The sequence below is a fragment of the Streptomyces sp. NPDC040610 genome (assembly GCF_055594065.1).
In genome coordinates this window covers 454503-469329 of record NZ_JBVIXA010000003.1, presented here as the reverse complement: position 1 = coordinate 469329, position 14827 = coordinate 454503, and the positions used below count along the sequence as shown (strand labels likewise).

Here is a 14827-nt window from a genome sequence, read left to right as displayed (position 1 = left end):
GCCGAGGCGCTCCGCGGGGCTCACGGCACGTGTCACCACGCCGCGCGCGTCACTGCGCCGCGAGCACCCCGGTCTTGTACACGGTCCCCGCACACGCGTTGGGCACCGTCGCGCCCGCGGAGGGCGAGCCCGGCTCGGCCGTCAGGGACACGGCGACCTTGCCGTCCTCCGTGCCCTCCTCGGGGATCAGCTGCGTCGTCGCGCCGCCCGGGGCGCCGCTCTCGGAGCCGCTGCCGCCGTTGCCGCCGCCGGTGTCGCTGGGCGTGGGGTTGGGCGAGGGGTCGCCGCCGTCGGACGGGCAGGTCCCCGAGGGGACGAAGGCGAACCGCACCTCGTACGAAGCGCCGGGCTTCAGGACGAGCGCGCTGGACTCCTGCGCGGGGTCGGGCAGGCCGGTCGCGGCGTCGCCCGCCGTGTGGTCGACGACGTTGACGTTCGTGGGGTCGGCCGCGCCGAGGGCGGCGGCGTTGACGCTGCCGGCCGAGCTGACGGTGCAGCTGTTGCCGGAGGTGTTGGAGATCCGGAAGGTGCCGTAGACCGTGCCGTTGGCCTCGGCGGGGGCGACGGAGCCGGTGGCGCCGAGCTGGGCGGCGTCGCAGCTGGGCGAGGACACGGCGTCCGTGTCGTCGTCCGTCGGGTCGGGGCCGCCGGTGGCGCCGCCCTGCTTGCCGTCCTTGCCCTTGCCGTCCTTGCCCTTCCCCTCCTTGCCCTTCTCTTCCTTCTTGTCCTTCTTGTCTTCCTTGTCCTTGACCTTGTCGCCCTTGCCGTGCTCGCCGCGGTCCTTGCTGCCGCCGGTGTCGCCCTGGCTGGGCTGGTTGCTGCCCGCGCCGATGATGGAGGGCCGCGCGTCCGAGTCGCCGCCGGAACCGGCGACGTGCACGAGGGCGGGGATGGCCGTGCCGACGAGGAGCGCCGCGGCCGCCATGCCGACGAGGGCCTGGCGCTTGCGGGCGCGGCGTGCGGGCACCGCGTGCCGCAGCCGCTCCAGGGCGGCGTCACCCGGCTGGATCTCCTGGACGGCCTGCTGGAGCAGGCGCCGCAGCGCGAGTTCGTCGCCGTGCAGACCGTCGGGGTCGTTGGCGTCGTCGGGGTCGTCGGAGCCGCCGCCGAACGGGCCACCGCCGGAGCCACCGGAGCCGGAGCCACCGCCCGGGCCGGTCCCGCGCGGACCGCCGCCCGAACCTCCGGCCGCGCCGCCGCCGTGGGCGCTGCCGCCGGGGCCGCCGCCGCGTGCGGGGCCGTCGCTCGACGCGCCGTCCTGCGGTCCTTCGCCGGATTCGCTCACGATCAGGCCGAGTACGCCGAGTCCGTGGTCGGGGCGGCCCTGGTCGGGGCGGCCCTTGCCGCTCGGCCCGTGCTTCACAGTTCCGTTCCCAGCGTCTTGCCCGCGGGCGCGCCCGGCGTCCCGCTCTTCGTACATGTCCCGCATGTCCCGCTTGTTCAGCGCGCTCTTCTTGCTCAGCACGCTCGGCCTGTCCGGCGCGCCCGCTCTGCCCAGCGCGCCCCGCCCGCCCAGAGCACCCTTCTCGCTCGAAGTGCCCTGCGCGCTCAGCTGGTGTCCCCTGTCCGTCATGCCGGGGCCTCCATGGCGACGCGCAGGGCGGCGATGCCCCGCGAGCCGTACGCCTTGACCGAGCCGAGGGATATCCCGAGCGTCTCGGCGACCTGGGCCTCGGTCATGTCCGCGAAGTACCGCAGGACGAGGACCTCGCGCTGGCGGCGCTGCAGGCCGCGCATGGCCTTGATGAGTTCGTCGCGCTCAAGGAGGTCGTACGCGCCCTCCTCGGCGCTCGCCATGTCCGGCATCGGCTTGGTGAGCAGCTTCAGGCCGAGGATGCGGCGGCGCAGCGCGGACCGGGAGAGGTTGACGACGGTCTGGCGGAGGTAGGCCAGGGTCTTCTCGGGGTCGCGCACGCGCTTGCGCGCGGAGTGCACGCGGATGAACGCCTCCTGCACGACGTCCTCGCAGGAGGCGGTGTCGTCCAGGAGCAGCGCGGCGAGTCCGAGCAGCGACCTGTAGTGGGCGCGGTAGGTCTCGGTGAGATGGTCGACGGTGGTGCCCGCGGTCACGCTCAACTCATCGCCCTCGCGCTGAGTCGGGATGCGGGCGGGCCGCGCTGCGGGCATGGGGGCGATCACCGGCATGCCGCCGGGTACGCGCGGGCGCCTGGGCGGTCGCAATGCCACCGCGCCGCTCGCTGCTGTGAAGTCCAGTACCTCTGCCACGCCTGTTTGACACGCTTCCCCCCATCAGGGTTGTACGCGTCGGGTGTGGCGTTCCGCATCGCCTGTCCCGTGCAGGCCGCAGGCGCCGTGCTCGCGGCGTGCGTCGCGGTTGCGGGAACCGCTCGCGACGATGCATCAAAAGCCCCCATGCGTACCAGCTCTTCCCCTATGCCCCATATTCTTTTTCGCAGCACTTCAGGCCGCCCACTGGAGGGCGACGGCGAAGACGCGCGCCACGCCGTCGCGGTTGCACGACGCGGAAGCCGAATCTTCGAACGCGGAGACGCCCCAGTTCAAGCGGTCTGGACCATCGGATTGAACACAGAACTTACACAGTTCCTACGGGGCGTTCCGCTCCGGGAGGCCCTTACGGCGGCGGAAGCAGCGCCTCCGCGACCGCGCCCCGCACCGCTCGGCCACCGCCGCTGGATTCGCCTCAGCCGCCGCCGGTGAACTCGCCCGCGATCAGCTCCGCGATCTGCGTGGTGTTCAGGGCGGCGCCCTTGCGCAGGTTGTCCCCGCACGCGAAGAATTCGAGCGCCGTCGGGTCGTCGAGGGCGCGGCGCAGCCGTCCGACCCACGTCGGGTCGGTGCCCGTGGCGTCGGCAGGGGTGGGGAACTCCCCGGCGGCGGGGTCGTCGAAGAGCACGACGCCGGGCGCGGTCGCCAGGATCTCGCGGGCGCGGGCCACGGTCACCTCGTCCTCGAAGCGCGCGTGCACCGTCACCGAGTGGGTGGTGACGACGGGGACGCGGACGCAGGTGACGGCGACCTTCAGGTCGGGCAGGCCGAGGATCTTGCGGGACTCGTCGCGGACCTTCATCTCCTCCGAGGACCAGCCGTCCTCGCGGAGCGCGCCGACCCACGGCACGACGTTCAGCGCGACGGGCTCGGGGAAGGGCCCGGTGTCGTCGCCCACGGCCCGCCGGACGTCCCCGGGACCGGTGCCCAGCTCCGAGCCCGCGACGAGCTTCAGCTGCCGCCGCAGGGTGTCGATGCCGTCCTTCCCGGCCCCGCTCACCGCCTGGTACGAGGAGACGATCAGCTCGCGCAGGCCGAACTCGGCGTGCAGGGCGCCGAGGGCGACGATCATCGACAGGGTGGTGCAGTTGGGGTTGGCCACGATGCCGCGCGGCCGGAGCCGGGCGGCGTGCGGATTGACCTCGGGCACGACCAGCGGGACGTCCGGGTCCATCCGGAAGGCGGCGGAGTTGTCGACGACCACGACACCGCGCGACGCGGCGATGGGCGCCCACTGCTCGGCCACGTCGACGGGGACGTCGAACATGGCGACGTCCACGCCGTCGAAGACGTCCTCGCTCAGCGCGAGGACCTCGACCTCCGCACCGCGCACGGCCAGCTTGCGGCCGGCCGAGCGCGGTGAGGCGACGAGTCGGATCTCGCCCCAGATGTCGGCGTGCTGCGACAGCATCTGGAGCATCACCGTGCCGACGGCCCCGGTCGCTCCGACGACCGCGAGCGTCGGCTTGCGGTTCATCGCCCGGTGCCTCCATAGACCACGGCCTCGTCGGAGTCCGAGTCGAGGCCGAAGGCGGTGTGGACGGCGCGGACGGCCTCGTTCACGTCGTCGGCGCGGGTGACCACGGAGATGCGGATCTCGGACGTCGAGATCAGCTCGATGTTCACGCCCGCGTCGCTGAGCGCCTCGAAGAAGGTCGCCGTGACGCCCGGGTTGGTCTTCATGCCGGCGCCGACGAGCGAGATCTTCGCGATCTGGTCGTCGTAGCGCAGGGAGTCGAAGCCGACCTGGGCCCTGGTCTTCTCCAGCGCGTCGATGGCCTTGCGGCCCTCGGTCTTCGGCAGCGTGAAGGAGATGTCGGTCAGGCCCGTCGAGGCGGCCGACACGTTCTGTACGACCATGTCGATGTTGACCTCGGCGTCGGCGATCGCCCGGAAGATCGACGCGGCCTCGCCCGGCTTGTCCGGGACGCCCACGACCGTGATCTTGGCCTCGGACGTGTCGTGCGCGACACCGGAGATGATGGCCTGCTCCACCTTGCGGTCCCCTTGCGGTTCGTTGCTGACCCACGTGCCCTGCAGTCCCGAGAAGGACGACCGGACGTGAATCGGGATGTTGTAACGACGGGCGTACTCCACGCAGCGGTGGAGCAGCACCTTGGACCCGGAGCTGGCGAGCTCCAGCATGTCCTCGAACGAGATCCACTCGATCTTGCGCGCCTTCTTCACGACGCGCGGGTCGGCGGTGAACACACCGTCGACGTCGGTGTAGATCTCGCAGACCTCCGCGTCGAGCGCGGCGGCGAGGGCGACGGCGGTGGTGTCGGAGCCGCCGCGGCCCAGCGTGGTGATGTTCTTGCCCTCCTGGCTGACGCCCTGGAACCCGGCGACGATGGCGATGTTGCCCTCGTCGATCGAGGTCCGGATGCGGCCGGGCGTGACATCGATGATGCGCGCTTTGTTGTGAACCGAGTCGGTGATGACACCGGCCTGGCTGCCGGTGAACGACTGGGCGGCGTGGCCCAGGTTTTTGATCGCCATGGCAAGGAGTGCCATGGCGATCCGCTCTCCGGCGGTCAGCAGCATGTCGAATTCGCGCCCGGCAGGAATCGGCGATACCTGTCCGGCGAGATCGATCAACTCATCCGTCGTGTCACCCATCGCCGACACCACGACAACGACCTGGTGGCCGTTCTTCTTGGCGTCGACGATCCTCTTGGCGACCCGCTTGATGCCCTCGGCATCGGCTACGGAGGAGCCTCCGTACTTCTGCACGACAAGGCCCACGTGCGCTCCTCGCTCAGTCCGTCTCGTTCCGCATCACTGCGGTCGGCTCAGTCTAACGAGCGGCCGAAATCCGCCCCGCGAGTATCAGATCGTGAGATGTCCCGCTCACGCCTTGATCATCACGGTGGCTCTTCGTCCTCCGGCCGCTCCGGGGACTCCTCTGCCCGCTGCGAACCGGAGCACTCCGGAAAGTGGGCCGGGTCACATGGGGCGGCGGCGTTCAGTCCACGTACTCCTTGAGCTTCTCCGTGTCGAGGATGATGCCGACCGGGCCGGGCAGCTCCACGCTGTCACCGAAGGATCGCCGGGTCACGCGGCGGTACGTTCCGTCCTTCAGGTCGGCGTCCGTGGTCCTGGGGGTCATGGCGTCGCCTCCTTGACTCCATGGTGCCCGGACCAGCTCGTGTTGCACGCTCATCCGCGCCCCCTCGGCGCCAGCCCCGCCGCGCGGCGGGCCTCGTCGGCGCGGGCCGCGACATCCACGGTGGCCTCCGGCTGGCGGGCGGCGGGCAGGAACGTCGGCGGGACCACCCCGGGCGGCGGTCCCGTCTCGTCGAGGCCGCACTCCGCGCGGCACTCGGCGCACAGCCCGTTGATCAGCGGCACGGACGTCTCCGGCTCCTCGCAGAGGCCGCAGACGAACACGGCCCGTGTGACGCGGGCCTTGGGCCGGGTCTTGGCCGGGGGCTTCGGGGGCATCTTGCTCTCCAGTCGTTTGCGGGCGAGTCCGCCCGGGTTGGTGACGGGGGACGGCAGTCCGGCCGTCAACGCGTGGATCAGTTCGGCGGGGGTCGCCCCGCGCGCCAGCCACTCGGCCGCGAGGGGTTCCAGCGCCTCGCACTCGGCCTCGGAAAGGGCCATCCGGCGGTCCGCCGCGCGGAGTTCAGCCAGCGTGCGGTGCGCTGCGCTGGGCTCTTCGGTGGCTTCGGTGGCTTCGGTGGCTTCCGCCGGGTCCGGCTCGGCGTCGGCCGCCTCCGGTTCCGGCTCGTCGGCCCTGGCCAGGCCCGGCTGGTGGTCGTGCGTGACGTCGCGCCCGTGCCGGGCCTGTACGAATCCCGCCCACCACTCCTCGGACCTGCGCAGGCGCGACCAGTACGTCCTGGTCACCCAGCGCATCGTGTGGTCCTCGACGGTGAGGTGTTCCTTCACCCAGCGCAGGTGGCCCGCGTCCGTCAGGCGGCTCATCGCCGTACGGACGGCCTGCTGGCCGTAGCGGGGGTGCTCGGCGGCGATCACCTTGTGGCCCATCGCCGCACCGGTCGGCAGCTCGTCGATGAACGCCGCGAGTTCCGCCTCGCGTGGGGGCAAGTGTGCGAAATCTGCGTCCGCGTACGGGGGTTCGTCACCCGCCGGGCGTTTGCCGTAACCCGTTTTGGCCATCGGGTGGGACGGGGACGGCAGGACAGCATTAGGGTTGGCGTAAGCCACGGTCGAGTCCTTGTCGATCCGTAAGGGCTAGGCCTCGGTTCCGGTGTTGGCGCACCGGCCGGGGCCGTTCTTTTGCCGCGAACCTAGGGCGACTTTACGTTCCGAAGCAAGCTGACTACGAAACGTCACCCTTGCGGGTGAGAGAGGCTTCAACTCCCGTAGAGGGCGGGTTGGTTGGGCCTGAATTCAACCAACCAAACCCAGGGAAAGAGCTCGGGTCCCGGGGCTCAAGCTCCGGGCCGACCTGCGGAGATGAAGGCCTTCCAGGCGGGGGTGGAGACGTGTAGGCGTGGGCCTGCGGCCTGCTTGGAGTCGCGTATGTGGACGGCGTCGGGCCCGCCGAGGGCGACTTCGACGCAAGCGCCGCCTTCGTCGTTGCTGTAGCTGGACTTGTTCCACTTCAGGTCTTCGCTCACAGCTCGTCCACCATCCGCTCGATGAAGCGTGCCGAGTCCTCTCTCCCGAGAGCCTCCGTGCGGATCATGCTAAGTCGCTCCGTGTGCGAACTCACCACCTCGGGCTCAGCCGTGAGCTGATACACGGAGGGCCCTTCAGTGAAGGCGAAGCGCTCGCGATCACGGGTTTCGAGGAACACCATCGGCCCCAGGAGTGCCGACGGAATCGTCCGGCTGAACGGCAGCACCTGCACGGTGATGTTGCTGCGGCGCCCCATGCACTCCAGGCGCAGAAGCTGCTCTTTGTCCACACGCGGGTGTCGAAGCGCCGCCTCGTAGACCACGAAGGAGCATGCGACCGGCGGCTTGCGGTCCAGGATTTGCTGCCGCTCGATCCGCGCGACGACTCGCTCCTCAACAACGTCGTCATCCAACGGTGGACATCGATTGCCGATCAGCCACCGCACGTACGGCTCCGTCTGCAACAGCCCGGGGATCAGCGCGACTTCGTACCACCACATGCTGATCGCCTGCTGCTCGTACTGCATGAAGTCCTGTGCGCGAGCCGGAAAGGGCTCCCGCTTCACGTAGTCCTTACCCGCGCTCAGCAACCCTTCCGCATGGCACAGCTCGTCCGCGACGTCCAGAACCCTGGCCGTCGGCATCCGCACACCCTGCTCCATCGCCTTGATCGTGTCCGGCGAATAGTTGGACGCCGCGCCCAGCTCCTCGCGGGTGACGTTGGCCTTGGTGCGCCAGCGTTTCAGCTGGTTGCCGCCGTACCTCCACGTACCGGGAGAGCCTGGAGACGAGGAGTTGTACTGGACCGGCACAGCGGCCACCTCCCACAGCTACACGTGCGCGTGTCACCCCGCGGTCACTACCGAGCGTAGCCCGTCCACCAGCACCGTGTGACCATGAACAACGCGTTTCACTGGCCCGACTGGGTCCCCCTGGCGGGCCACCAACTCCGGGTCTCCGGAGTGCACTTCGACGCGCTGCGCGTCCCCGGCGTACGCGGGGAGCTGGTGGCGGCGCGCCTGATCGAGGAGGCGGACGGGGACGCGGGCCCCGTGATCTGCGAGGCCGTCGGCTTCCGGTGGATGTACTTCCTGGTGGCGCCCGGCACGGCGAGGGGGCACGCCTGGCCGCTCGGGGTACAGCGGTTCGGCGGGGCGGGCTGCCGCACGGTGACGTACATCGGCGTACCGGCCCTGGACGGCAACACCTGGCCGCTGCGCTGGTACAGCGAGCCGACGCCGACGGCGCCGTTCGTGGACCCGGCGGGGCTGCGGGCGGCGCTGGGAGGCGGGGACGCGGACCAACGGCCCGGGGCCTGACCTGGCGCAGCCGCCCGGCCGTCCGCTGCGGGCCCGTTACGCGCGGTCGAGTCCGTCCTCGCGGACCCGCAGGGCCAGGTCGATCTTGGTGTGGGTCGGGCGTCCCGCCGCCAGGTACTTGGCCTTGACCCGGCTCAGGTAGTACTTGGCGGTGTTCGGGGTGATGCCGGTGCGGCGGGCGGCGGACTGGAGGGTCAGGCCCGAGGTGTATTCGAGCAGGACGCGCAGCTCCTTGGGGGACAGGTGCGGCACCTCAGCCGACGGCCCGCCCGAAGGTCCATCGCTGCTGCCGACCCGCGCCAGCCAGCCGGGCAGATCGGGGGCGCCGAATTCGTTGCTGAAGACCTGCGGCCGGTGGCCGCAGCGGTAGACGTCATCGTGGACGGCGCCGTGCACGCGGAAGCCCAGGCCGCGGACCAGCTCCTGGTAGTCCGGGCTCGCGGTGGACACCACGAGGCGCCCGGCCGCGATGCCCTGGCGCAGTACGTGCCGCAGGAGCAGGGCGCGTGCGGTGGGGTCGTCGCAGTGGGCCGCGCCGAGGAACAGCCCGCCGCCGGCCAGCATCCTGCTGTGTTGCTGGATCAGCGGTTCCGCGCAGTCGGCGCTCTGCTCGCCGATCGGCAGCAGGTTGGCCACGCCGATCGGTCGGCCGTCGCGGTCGTGGGCGAGGTGGAAGGTGGAGATGTCGTGGCCGGCCCAGCGCTCGGTCAGACGTGCGCTCCGCCGCGGGTCGAAGCCGCTGTGCCGGGCCCACCGGTCCATCAGCCGCGCGATGTCGTCCTGGTCCGCCGCGCATGCCAGGCGGAAGCCCACAGCGCGTTCGCCGGTGGGGAAGAGCTCGCGGCGGACCCGCGGGGCGCCGGTGAGGAAGAGCGCCTGGTCGGCGAGCGCGGCGCGCTCCTGGCCGTCGTGGGCGCGCCGGAGCAGGGCCAGCCGGTAGTCACGGGCCCGGGTCCGGCTGTCCTCGTGGGCCTCCGGCCGGCGCCAGCGGTAGGCGAGTTCGAGGACCGACCGGTACGGTTCGGCGATCCGCAGGCCGAGGGCGTCGCGGTAGACGATGCTGAGCGCCGCGAGCCTGCTGAACTGGTCGGGCCCGCCCGGCAGCAACCGTTCGTCCGCGGTCCGCACGGTGGCGAGCATCCGTAGGGCGTGCCGCCACCGCCGGCCCGGCAGTTCGCGGCCGAGCCGCTCCAACACCACCTGCGCGAGGCGGTCGGCGACCGCGCCGGGCGGTTCGCACTCCGCCCCGCAGGCCAAGGCGCGGCGGGCGGTGTCCGCGAGCAGCGGGATGCCCCCGGCGAGCCGGTGCAACAGGGCCCGCAGGCCGGGCTCCCGGATGTCGGCCGTCATGACCCTGATGCGCCCTTCACAGGCGGGTGCGACGGCGACGGCGACGATGGGGTCCGTCCAGCGCGGATCCATGGCGACCGGTTGGCGGCTGACCACGACCAGGCCGGGGTGCCGGTGTCGGGCATCGTGCAGGGCCGCGCTGACGGCAGCTACCCGCTGCGGGCCGTCAACGCTGTCGAGCACCAGGGTGCGCCGGGCGGCGGCCGGGTCGGCCAGATGCCGGCGCAGCGCACGGAGCGCACCCGGCAGGTCGGGGTCGAGGTCGACCCTCGTGATGCCGTCCAGGTGTGCGAGGAGGTGGGACTTGCCCACGCCGAGCGGGCCGGTCAGGTTGACCTGCCGGTGTCCCGCCAACGCCCCTCGTACGTCCTGCAGTATCTGCGAGCCGTTCCCCCCGGAGCCGCCCACGAACACCCCCGCGTTCGGTCATGCATGGTGTGTGATGCACCGCGGCGTGAACGGTTTCCATCACTAACTGGCTATTCATCAATATGCCGTCAAATAAGGGGAGTTGGCAACGCCCCGCCCGAATGGGCGGGTGCCGGAGGCGTGGAGGGCCGACCTAGCCTCGCTGACGAGGGGCCTTCCGTAGGGACCCCAGCTCGGTGCACGGATCGCCCGTGACCACCGAAGCGACCTGTGAGGAGAATCCGTGAGCCGCTCGTCCTTTCTGCCTCGGCGCGTTGCCGCCGTGGCCCTGGCCGCCTTGGCGTGCCTCGCCGCCAGCGTCACCTCCGCCCAGGCAGCCCAGACCGGCGGCGCCCCGAACCAGGCGGCCGTCGTGCCGGAGGTGCGGACGTTCACCGGCAGTGGGCTGGGCACAGGACCGTCCCAGGCCGTGGACGGCGCGGTCCGGATGGCGTACACGAGCGCCCAATGGGCCGGGTGGCAGTCCACCCAGTGCCACGTGCGCGGCACCGACGTCCGGTGGGCCGGCATCGGCGTGTACGCCGCGGTCGCCGAATTGTTCTGCCAGCGCTGAATCGCAGCGCTTCCCGCCAAGTCATCACTGAGAAGGGAACACTGACATGATCTCCAGGTTCATCCGCGGCAGTGCCGTCGTCGCCCTGGCCGGCCTCGCCGCGCTGCTGCCGACCGCCGCCCACGCCGACACGGGCACCGCCAGCAGCGCCGGCGCCCCCACCGCCGTGCAGGAGCGGCAGGTCTTCACGGGCTGGGCGTACGAGAACAGCCCCAAGGAAGCCAAGCGCGAGGCCGAGAAGATGGCCCGCCAGCACGCCCTGATCAGCGGGTTCACCCCTGAGCAGTGCGTGCTGCTCTACGCCAACTCCTACCGGATCGGGCCCGGTTACTACGGCGCCAACGCCGCGATCGCCTGCAACCGCTGAACCCGCGTAATCCCGGCTGAACCGTGCTGAACCAGTTCGTCCCGCCGACGCGCACCTGCACCTGCCACGCCGACGACGTCGCCCGCAAGAAGGCAGCTCGCAGTCGGGCCGCCGTGCCGCCGGTGCCGGAGGACGACCAGGGCAGGCCGCGCCGCTTCATCGGCCGGCGCTCCTGACCCCGCCCTGCGACGCCGCCCCACCCGCCGGACCGGGGGTGAGGCGGTGTTGCCGGGGCACGGCCGGTGACCGATTGCGGCCCGGGTAGGTGCACGGGGCGGTCACGTCCTCCGACGTGCACGAGCAGCGACAGCAGGCCTGACGGCCGTCCCCGCGCGGAGCTGAGGGTGACGCGCCTTCGACCGCCGGGGACCTGCCGGGCCAGTGCGGGTTGGCTACGGGAAGCCTGCGGGTACCAGCCCGGCGCCCGCCTCACCCGCGGCGTGCGCTGCTCCACCCGCCGGACCCTCACCCTCACCGCCCAGGCAGAAGCCACCGGGCGCGCTTTCCGGGCGGCTCTGGAGGCGAGGGCCTTCCGCAGGCGTCCGAGTCGTGGGCCGGGGTAGACGTCTGACCGGTCCGCACATCGGCGCGGCCGTAACCCGGGAGAGGACACGATCAGCGTGAGCGATGCCGAGCACCGGAAGCAGACCCCCGACGGAGCGGCCGAACTCCTGGTGCGCTGCCTGGAGAACGAGGGCGTCGAGGTGGTGTTCGGCGTGCCCGGTGAGGAGAACATCCGTTTCACCAACGCCCTCGCCCGCTCGGAGAAGATCCGCTACGTCCTCACCCGGCACGAGCAGGCCGCGTCCTTCATGGCGGAGATGCACGGCCGGCTCACCGGCTCGGCGGGGGTGATGTCCGCGACGCTGGGGCCCGGCGCGATCAACCTGATGCTGGGCGTCGCCGACGCCATGACGAACAGCACGCCCGTCGTCGCGATCTCCGCGCAGGTCGGCAAGGAGCGCAACTACAAGGAGTCCCACCAGTTCGTGGACCTGGTGAGCATGTTCGCGCCGATCACGAAGTGGTCGGCGGGCGTCCCGGCCACCCGGGCCATCCCGGAGATGGTGCGGCGCGCGTTCAAGACCGCGGAGTCCGAGCGGCCCGGCGCCGTCTACCTCGCCGTGCCCGAGGATGTCGACGAGGCGACGGACGGCTCGGACCTGCGCCCGCTGCGCAGGAACGTCGTGCGGCCCGAGGCGCCGTCCCCGAATCAGATCAAGCGGGCGGCGGAGCTGCTGCGACAGGCCCGCCGACCGGTGATCCTCGCCGGGCACGGCGCGGCGCGCGGCGGCGCCGAGGAGTCGCTGGCGGCGTTCGCCACCGCACTCGACGTGTCGACGGCGACCACCTTCCACGGCAAGGGCGTCCTGCCCGACGACCACCCGTGCGCGACCGGCACGTTCGGCTTCATGCGGCGCGACTACACCAACTTCGGGTTCGAGCAGGCCGACGTCATCATCGCCGTCGGCTACGAGCTGCAGGAGTTCGACCCGTCCCGGATCAACCCGGACGGTGACAAGAAGATCATCCACATCCACCGCTTCCCGGCGGAGGTGGACGACAGCTACTCGGTCGACGTCGGCATCATCGGCGACATCTCCGCCTCCCTCGACGCCCTCGCCACCGAACTCGACGGCCTGCGCTGGAGCATCGACGACGAGGACACCACGGCCACCCGCACGCTGCTGGCCAAGGAACTCGAGCAGGGCGCCGCGGACGAGCGCTACCCGCTCGCCCCGCAGCGCGTCATCGCCGACACCCGCGCCGCGCTCGGTCGCGACGACATCGTGCTGGTCGACACCGGCGCGCTGAAGATGTGGATGGCCCGGCTCTACCCGACGTACGCGCCGAACACCTGCCTCATCTCCAACGGCTTGTCCACCATGGGCTTCTCGCTGCCCGGCGCGCTCGCGGTCCAGCTCGCCAGGCCGCAGACGAAGGTGCTGGCGGCGGTCGGCGACGGCTCGTTCCTCATGCACTCCCAGGAGATCGAGACGGCGGTCCGCGAGAACATCCCGCTGACCGTGCTGATCTGGGAGGACAACGGCTACGGGCTCATCAGGTGGAAGATGGACCTGGAGGTCGGGGAGAACTCCAACACCGACTTCGGCAACCCGGACATCGTCCAGTACGCCCGCAGCTTCGGCGCGAAGGGCTACCGCATCGAGTCCGCCGGGGACCTGCTGCCGACGCTCCGTGAGGCACTGGCGGACCCGGGCGTGTCGATCATCAACTGCCCGGTGGACTACGCCGAGAACATGAACCTCATCGAGCACCTCGGGCACCTCGACTCGGCGCTCTGACCCGCCCGCGCGGCGCGCCCGACTCCCGTACGGGCCGCGCTGGGGGCAAGGACGTGCTCAGGCAGTGAGCAGCTCGGTGATCTCATCGGCGAGCTCGGGGCCGAGCGAGCCCCAGCCGTCCTTGTAGCCGTAGACGCATCCCAGGGTGCGGGCGTCGTAGTCGCCGTTGAGGATGTCGATGTCGGTGGGGGTGATGAGCGAGGGATGGGCGACGCCGACGGCGCCCGAGACCCTCAGCAACTCCCGGCGCAGGGTGCGCAGGTAGCCCGCGGCCCGGATGGCCTTCGAGGGTGCGTCGATGCCGCGCGTCAGCCACGGGTTCTGGGTGGTGATGCCGGTGGGGCATGCGTCGGTGTGGCACTTCTGCGCCTGGATGCAGCCGATGGACAGCATCGCCTCACGGCCCACGTTGACCATGTCGACGCCGAGGGCGAACGCGACGACGGCGTTCTCGGGCAGGCCGAGCTTGCCGGAGCCGATGAAGGTGATGTCGTCGGTCAGCCCGCGCTCGGCGAACACGCTGTAGACGCGGGAGAAGCCCATGCGGAACGGCAGGGACACCGAGTCGGCGAAGATCAGGGGAGCGGCCCCGGTGCCGCCCTCGCCTCCGTCGACGGTCACGAAGTCGACCCCTCGATCACCTCGCTCCATCAGGGTGGCGAGTTCCTCCCAGAAGCCCATTTCCCCGATGGCACTCTTGATCCCGACGGGCAATCCGGTCTCCGTGGCGAGCAGTTCCACGAAGTCGAGCATCGAGTCCACGTCGTGGAACGCGGTGTGCCGCGCAGGCGACGCGCAGTCCTCGCCCGCCGGGATGTCGCGGATCGCGGCGATCTCGTCGGTCACCTTCGCACCCGGCAGCATGCCGCCGAGCCCCGGCTTCGCACCCTGCGAGAGCTTGATCTCGATCGCCTTGACGGGCCCGCTCGCGACCACGGACTTGAGGTCGTCGAGGTTGAACGTCCCGTCCTCGTTGCGGCAGCCGAAGTACGACGTACCGATCTGGAGGACGAGTTCCCCGCCGTTGAGGTGGTAAGGCGACAGGCCGCCCTCGCCGGTGTTGTGCATCGTCCCGGCCAGCGCCGCGCCCTTGTTGAGTGCCGTGACGGCCGCGCCGGACAGCGAGCCGAAGCTCATCGCCGAGATGTTGACGACACTCGTCGGACGGAACGCCTTCGCGCGGCCTCGTGGCCCGCCGAGCACCTTTGCCGAGGGCAACGGCGCCTGCGCGTCGTGCGGATCGGGCAGCCGACCGGCGAACGTGCGCTGCTTCACGTACGCGTGACCCTGTTCATGCTCGACGTCGTCGTCGGTGCCGAACCCGAAGTAGTTGTTCTCCTCCTTCGCCGACGCGTAGATCCAGCTGCGCTGGTCACGGCTGAAGGGCCGTTCCTCGTCGTTGGACGCCACGATGTACTGCCGCAGCTCGGGGCCGATCTTCTCCAGCAAGTACCTGGCGTGCCCCAGCACGGGGAAGTTCCTCAGCAGTGCGTGCTTTTTCTGCACGAGGTCGCGGGCGGCCACCAGCGCCAACGCCGTGGCGGCTGACGCGCCTATGTTCCGAGCACGCATGAAGGACGTTCCTCTCCTCGACTGGCCGAACCTCACCACGACCGGCTACCCCGCACCGGCGAAATGCCACGGGAGGGTGGCGAAGGCTCTCTCCT

General features: G+C 71.0%; 15 protein-coding genes. 5 read left to right on the top strand and 10 right to left on the bottom strand.

Annotation, left to right across the window (positions count from 1 at the left end; all coding sequences use genetic code 11):
* Positions 1 to 49 precede the first annotated feature (49 nt).
* From ACZ6AA_RS14820 to ACZ6AA_RS14785, 8 genes are all read right to left on the bottom strand, one after another.
* The gene (locus ACZ6AA_RS14820) at positions 50 to 1573 is read right to left on the bottom strand and encodes a hypothetical protein (protein ID WP_471458263.1); all 1524 of its coding nucleotides are present in this window, start codon (positions 1571 to 1573) and stop codon (positions 50 to 52) included.
* Positions 1570 to 2226, bottom strand: a complete 657-nt coding sequence (locus ACZ6AA_RS14815; protein WP_380842537.1) for a SigE family RNA polymerase sigma factor — start codon at positions 2224 to 2226, stop codon at positions 1570 to 1572. Before ACZ6AA_RS14815 ends, ACZ6AA_RS14820 begins: the two co-directional genes overlap by 4 nt.
* Positions 2227 to 2662: 436 nt before the next feature.
* Positions 2663 to 3724 carry an aspartate-semialdehyde dehydrogenase gene (locus ACZ6AA_RS14810; protein ID WP_468461043.1) on the bottom strand — a complete coding sequence of 354 codons (1062 nt, stop codon included), beginning with the start codon at positions 3722 to 3724 and terminating at the stop codon, positions 2663 to 2665.
* Positions 3721 to 4992, bottom strand: a complete 1272-nt coding sequence (locus ACZ6AA_RS14805; protein WP_471458260.1) for an aspartate kinase — start codon at positions 4990 to 4992, stop codon at positions 3721 to 3723. The genes ACZ6AA_RS14810 and ACZ6AA_RS14805 overlap by 4 nt, the downstream gene beginning before the upstream one ends.
* 220 nt (positions 4993 to 5212) lie before the next feature.
* On the bottom strand, positions 5213 to 5356 hold the full coding sequence (locus ACZ6AA_RS14800) for a hypothetical protein (RefSeq protein WP_468483603.1): 144 nt from the start codon (positions 5354 to 5356) through the stop codon (positions 5213 to 5215).
* A 50-nt stretch (positions 5357 to 5406) separates the two neighbouring features.
* Positions 5407 to 6372 carry a hypothetical protein gene (locus ACZ6AA_RS14795; protein WP_471458258.1) on the bottom strand — a complete coding sequence of 322 codons (966 nt, stop codon included), beginning with the start codon at positions 6370 to 6372 and terminating at the stop codon, positions 5407 to 5409.
* Positions 6373 to 6647: 275 nt separating this feature from the next.
* Positions 6648 to 6836: a DUF397 domain-containing protein gene (locus ACZ6AA_RS14790; protein ID WP_468461037.1), complete on the bottom strand. Its 189-nt coding sequence runs from the start codon at positions 6834 to 6836 to the stop codon at positions 6648 to 6650.
* Positions 6833 to 7648, bottom strand: coding sequence for a helix-turn-helix domain-containing protein (locus ACZ6AA_RS14785; protein ID WP_468461035.1), 816 nt, complete (start codon positions 7646 to 7648; stop codon positions 6833 to 6835). The genes ACZ6AA_RS14790 and ACZ6AA_RS14785 overlap by 4 nt, the downstream gene beginning before the upstream one ends.
* Before the next feature lie 78 nt (positions 7649 to 7726).
* Between ACZ6AA_RS14785 and ACZ6AA_RS14780 the strand changes: the two genes are divergently transcribed.
* On the top strand, positions 7727 to 8155 hold the full coding sequence (locus ACZ6AA_RS14780) for a hypothetical protein (RefSeq protein WP_471458255.1): 429 nt from the start codon (positions 7727 to 7729) through the stop codon (positions 8153 to 8155).
* Between the two features lie 36 nt (positions 8156 to 8191).
* Here ACZ6AA_RS14780 and ACZ6AA_RS14775 read toward each other — a convergent pair whose 3' ends face one another.
* Entirely contained in the window at positions 8192 to 9913 is a 1722-nt protein-coding gene (locus tag ACZ6AA_RS14775; RefSeq protein ID WP_471458253.1) for a hypothetical protein, read from the bottom strand.
* 244 nt (positions 9914 to 10157) lie between these two features.
* Between ACZ6AA_RS14775 and ACZ6AA_RS14770 the strand changes: the two genes are divergently transcribed.
* The 4 genes from ACZ6AA_RS14770 to ACZ6AA_RS14755 all read left to right on the top strand — a co-directional run bounded on the left by ACZ6AA_RS14770 (position 10158) and on the right by ACZ6AA_RS14755 (position 13160).
* The gene (locus ACZ6AA_RS14770; protein ID WP_471458251.1) at positions 10158 to 10487 is read left to right on the top strand and encodes a hypothetical protein; all 330 of its coding nucleotides are present in this window, start codon (positions 10158 to 10160) and stop codon (positions 10485 to 10487) included.
* A gap of 46 nt (positions 10488 to 10533) precedes the next feature.
* Positions 10534 to 10854: a hypothetical protein gene (locus ACZ6AA_RS14765; RefSeq protein ID WP_471458249.1), complete on the top strand. Its 321-nt coding sequence runs from the start codon at positions 10534 to 10536 to the stop codon at positions 10852 to 10854.
* A 23-nt stretch (positions 10855 to 10877) separates the two neighbouring features.
* Entirely contained in the window at positions 10878 to 11030 is a 153-nt protein-coding gene (locus ACZ6AA_RS14760; RefSeq protein ID WP_471458247.1) for a hypothetical protein, read from the top strand.
* Between the two features lie 444 nt (positions 11031 to 11474).
* Positions 11475 to 13160 (top strand): acetolactate synthase large subunit, encoded by a 1686-nt coding sequence (locus ACZ6AA_RS14755; protein WP_471458245.1) that lies wholly within the window; start codon positions 11475 to 11477, stop codon positions 13158 to 13160.
* Between the two features lie 57 nt (positions 13161 to 13217).
* Here the strand turns inward: ACZ6AA_RS14755 and ACZ6AA_RS14750 are convergent, their stop codons facing one another.
* Complete coding sequence (locus ACZ6AA_RS14750; protein WP_471458243.1) at positions 13218 to 14732, bottom strand: glutamate synthase-related protein; 1515 nt, start codon at positions 14730 to 14732, stop codon at positions 13218 to 13220.
* Between the last annotated feature and the right edge of the window lie 95 nt (positions 14733 to 14827).